Below are 3,627 nucleotides of genomic sequence, written 5' to 3' on the forward strand. Positions count from 1 at the left end.
GGTCGGCACCCGCCGTGGACCGCGTCGTCGGGGTCCGGATCCCCGACGGCGCCCACGGACGGGTTGCCGCCCCGGACAAATCCTTGTGGGCGACGGGCACCCCAGTCAATCCTCTGGTTTTCTTTCGAAGATCCAAGCAATACCTTGGAGTTCATGACTCTCGACGATCTCCGTGTCTTCGTCGCCGCCTGTGAGAGCGGCAATCTGAGCGCCGTGGCGCGCGATCTGTCCCGTACGCAGTCCGCGGTCAGCCAGCACGTCAAGCGTCTGGAGGCCGAGCTCGGCCTGCCCCTGTTGGAGCGGCGCCCCCGGGGAGTGGCCCCCACACAGGCCGGGCGCATCCTGCAACAGGCCGCCGCCCAGGGCATCGGCCACATAGAGCTGGCACTGCGTCAGCTCCGTGAACTCAGGGAGGGCGACGGCGGCACCGTCCGGATCACCACCGGAGCCACGACCGTGCGCCACTTCATGTCCGACGGGGTGGTGCGCTTCCGGCGTGCGCACCCCCACGTCAAGCTGGAGTTCCGTACCGAGAACTCCAGCCGGGGCTGCTTCAACGCCCTCGCCGCGGGCGAGTCCGACCTCGCCTGGATCACCATCGGCACCCCCGCGCGAGGCGTCGAGCAGCGCCCGGTCATCGAGCTGCCCTGGGTCCTCGCCGTCCACGCGGACGACCCGCTCGCCCGCAGAAGCAGCATCGAGCCCGGCGACCTGGCCGACATCCGCCACATCCAGCTGCCCGCGAACTCCCGGTCGCGGCACCACCTGGACAGTCAACTGGCCGGCCTGGACATCGCATTGGCGTCGACCACCAGCGTGACGGACTGGGACACCGCCATCCTGCTGGCCGAGCTCGGGCTCGGCCACGCCGTGGTGCCCGCGCTGCCCGGGTGGACCACATCCGGCCAGGGCGCCCTGCGCTTCGTGCCGCTGCCGATGCTGCCGCCGCTGGCGGCGGGCTGGGCGGTGCGCCAGTGGGACGCGCTCGGCCCGCTCGCCCAGGAGTTCGCGGGCACGGTCGTGGACAGCCTCACGGGCACGGCGTGACCGGGCCGTTCCCGCGGTCGCGCACCGCCGGGACGGCCGCCACCAGCATCAGCGCGGCGGTGAGCACGAACGCGTACGCATAGCCGGTGCGGTCGGCGAGCACCCCGAACCCGACCGCGCCGACGCCCATCCCACCGTCGTACGCCAGGTTCCACAGCGCGCTGACCGTGCCGTAGCTCGCCGTGGAGACCCGGGCGTACATCAGGGTCAGGGTCGCGTTCTGGGCGATGCCGAAGCCCGCGCCGAACAGGGCCACCCCGCCCACCACCGCGACGGGCGTGCGGATCAGCGCGGTCAGGAGCACCCCGGCGGCCGACAGGAGGAGACCGGGCAGGACCAGCCGGGCGGCGCCGTACCGGTCGCCGAGGCGGCCCGCGCACCAGCGGCCCGCCGTCGAGACGGCGGGCTGCACGAACAGGGCCGCCGTCGCCACCGCGCCCATGGACGACGGAACGGCGAGCGGGACGAAGGTGACGACGATGCCCGCCGCCACGGCGGTGGCGGCGAAGACCACGCCGGGCCGCACCAGGGCGCCGGTGCGCAGCGCCGCGAGCACACCGACCGACTCGCCGTGCGTCGGCTCCCGGCCGGGCAGCCCCGGTACGGAGGCGATCGAGACCAGTGCGAGAGCGGCGGAGGCGATCGAGACCGCGCCGTATCCGACATGCGCGCCGAGCCAGACGCCCAGCGGCAGGGCCACCAGATTCGGTATCCCGGCCACCACGCCGACCAGGGCGAGCCCCTCGCCCCGGCGCTCGGCCGGGATCAGCGACGCGGTCAGCGCGCCGCCCGCCACCAGGGTGAGCGCGAAGCCGAGGCCGCGCACGAAGCACACCCCCACGATCCACGCCATGGTCCCGGAGGCGGTCAGCAGCAGGGCGGGCGCCCCGAGCAGGAACAGCCCCGCCGCCAGCGCCGCGCGGTAGCCGTAGCGGGCGACGAGCCGGGGCGCGCCGAGTTCGCCGAGGACCGTGGCCAGCATCAGTGCGCCGGTGGCCAGACCCGCCGTGTCTCCGCCCGCGCCGGACTCGCGCGCGTACAGCGGTACGGCGGACAGCAGCAGGAAGAAGCTCGCCGAGGCGCCGACCATGCTGACGAAGCGGAGCATCAACGCCCGCGTCAGGAGCGGCGGTCGGGCGGCGGCGGAAGCCGGTGTGCGGGAGGGCAGCGAGGTCGTCATGGGGCCGACGCTAGGGGCCGACCGGACCACCGGTAAGCTCCAATTCCATGGCTGTCCAGTGGTCCGGTCGCACGCCCGGCCTGTTGCTCACCCTCGACCGCGAGAGCGGCGAGCAGCTGCGGGCGCAGGTGGAGCGGCAGGTGCGCGAGGCGATCCGCTCGGGACGGCTCCAGGTCGGCGAGCGGCTCCCGTCCTCGCGCGAACTCGCCCTGGGCCTGCGGGTGTCGCGGGGCCTGGTGCAGGAGTGCTACGCACAGCTCCAAGCCGAGGGGTACCTCGTCACCCGGGTCGGCGCCGCGACCCGGGTCGCGGCCGGCGCGCACATACCGCCGACGCCCACGCCGCCGCCCGGGACCGGCCCCGCGCTGCTGGCCGACTTCCGCTGGGGCGTGCCCGACCTGGGCTCCTTCCCCCTCGACGACTGGCTGTGGGCGCTGCGGGAGGCCGGGCGCGCCATGCCGACGGCGGCGCTCGACTACGGGGACCCGCGCGGCAGTTCCGTCCTGCGCGAGGTGCTCGCCGGATACACCCGCCGGGTGCGGGCGGCCGCGGCCGACCCGGAGCTCATGGTCGTCTGCTCGGGCTACGCGCAGGGCCTGGGCCTGGCGCTGCGGGCCTTCGCCGGGGCCGGTGTGCGCACGGTGGCGTACGAGGACCCCGGTTCACCCGCCACGGTGTCCGCGGCGGCCGCCTCGGCCGGGCTCTCGGCGGTCCCGGTGCCGGTCGACGCCGACGGCGTGGATGTGCGGGCGCTGGCCGCGACGGACGCCCGCGCCGTCGTGCTGACACCGGCTCACCAGTGGCCGACCGGGTGTGTGCTCTCCCCGGGGCGGCGGCGCGAGCTCATCGACTGGGCGGTGCGCCGGGACGCGTACATAGTCGAGGACGACTACGACGCGGAGTTCCGTTACGACCGCGAGCCGGTGGGGGCGGTGCAGGGGCTCGCCGCGGACCGGGTGGTCTGCGTCGGCACCGTCAGCAAGTCCCTGGCACCCGCGCTGCGCATCGGCTGGCTGCTGTGCCCGCCCGCGCTCGCCGAGGACGTCGTCGAGCACAAGCGGCTGAGCGACCGCGGCTCCCCCGCCCTGGACCAGCTCGCCCTGGCACGGCTGATCGAGTCCGGCCGCTTCGACCGCCATCTGCGCCGGATGCGCACCGTGTACGCGGCACGCCGCACCGCCCTGCTCGAAGCGCTCGCCGCACACGCGCCCGGGGTCGAGGTGAGCGGCCTGGCCGCGGGTTTCCACGCGGTGGCGCACCTCGACGACGCGGTCGGCGAGGAGGCCGTGACCGCCGCCGCGCGGGCGCGTTCCGTCGGCCTGTACGGCATGGCCCCGCTCCGCTCGACGGGCGCGACGGCTCCGCCCCGGCTGGTGCTCGGGTTCGGCGATGTGGACGAG

General features: G+C 74.9%; 3 protein-coding genes. 2 read left to right on the forward strand and 1 reads right to left on the reverse strand.

Going from position 1 to position 3,627, the window contains the following annotated elements:
* Nucleotides 1–153: 153 nt before the first annotated feature.
* A complete protein-coding gene (locus A8W25_RS29670) occupies nt 154–1,047 on the forward strand; it encodes a LysR family transcriptional regulator (protein ID WP_067167444.1) in 894 nt (297 codons plus the stop codon).
* Here A8W25_RS29670 and A8W25_RS29675 read toward each other — a convergent pair.
* A complete protein-coding gene (locus A8W25_RS29675; RefSeq protein ID WP_067167440.1) occupies nt 1,031–2,227 on the reverse strand; it encodes an MFS transporter in 1,197 nt (398 codons plus the stop codon). The genes A8W25_RS29670 and A8W25_RS29675 overlap by 17 nt on opposite strands.
* A 47-nt stretch (nt 2,228–2,274) precedes the next feature.
* Between A8W25_RS29675 and A8W25_RS29680 the strand changes: the two genes are divergently transcribed.
* On the forward strand, nt 2,275–3,627 hold a 1,353-nt coding region (locus tag A8W25_RS29680; protein WP_067167442.1), incomplete at its 3' end, for a PLP-dependent aminotransferase family protein.

This window comes from Streptomyces sp. ERV7, from assembly GCF_001653515.1.
Classification (GTDB): domain Bacteria; phylum Actinomycetota; class Actinomycetes; order Streptomycetales; family Streptomycetaceae; genus Streptomyces.

Excerpts from the sequence above, each read along its gene's own strand:
- A8W25_RS29675 (WP_067167440.1), bottom strand. The coding sequence starts at position 2,227 with ATGACGACCTCGCTGCCCTCCCGCACACCGGCTTCCGCCGCCGCCCGA.
- A8W25_RS29670 (WP_067167444.1), top strand. The coding sequence starts at position 154 with ATGACTCTCGACGATCTCCGTGTCTTCGTCGCCGCCTGTGAGAGCGGC.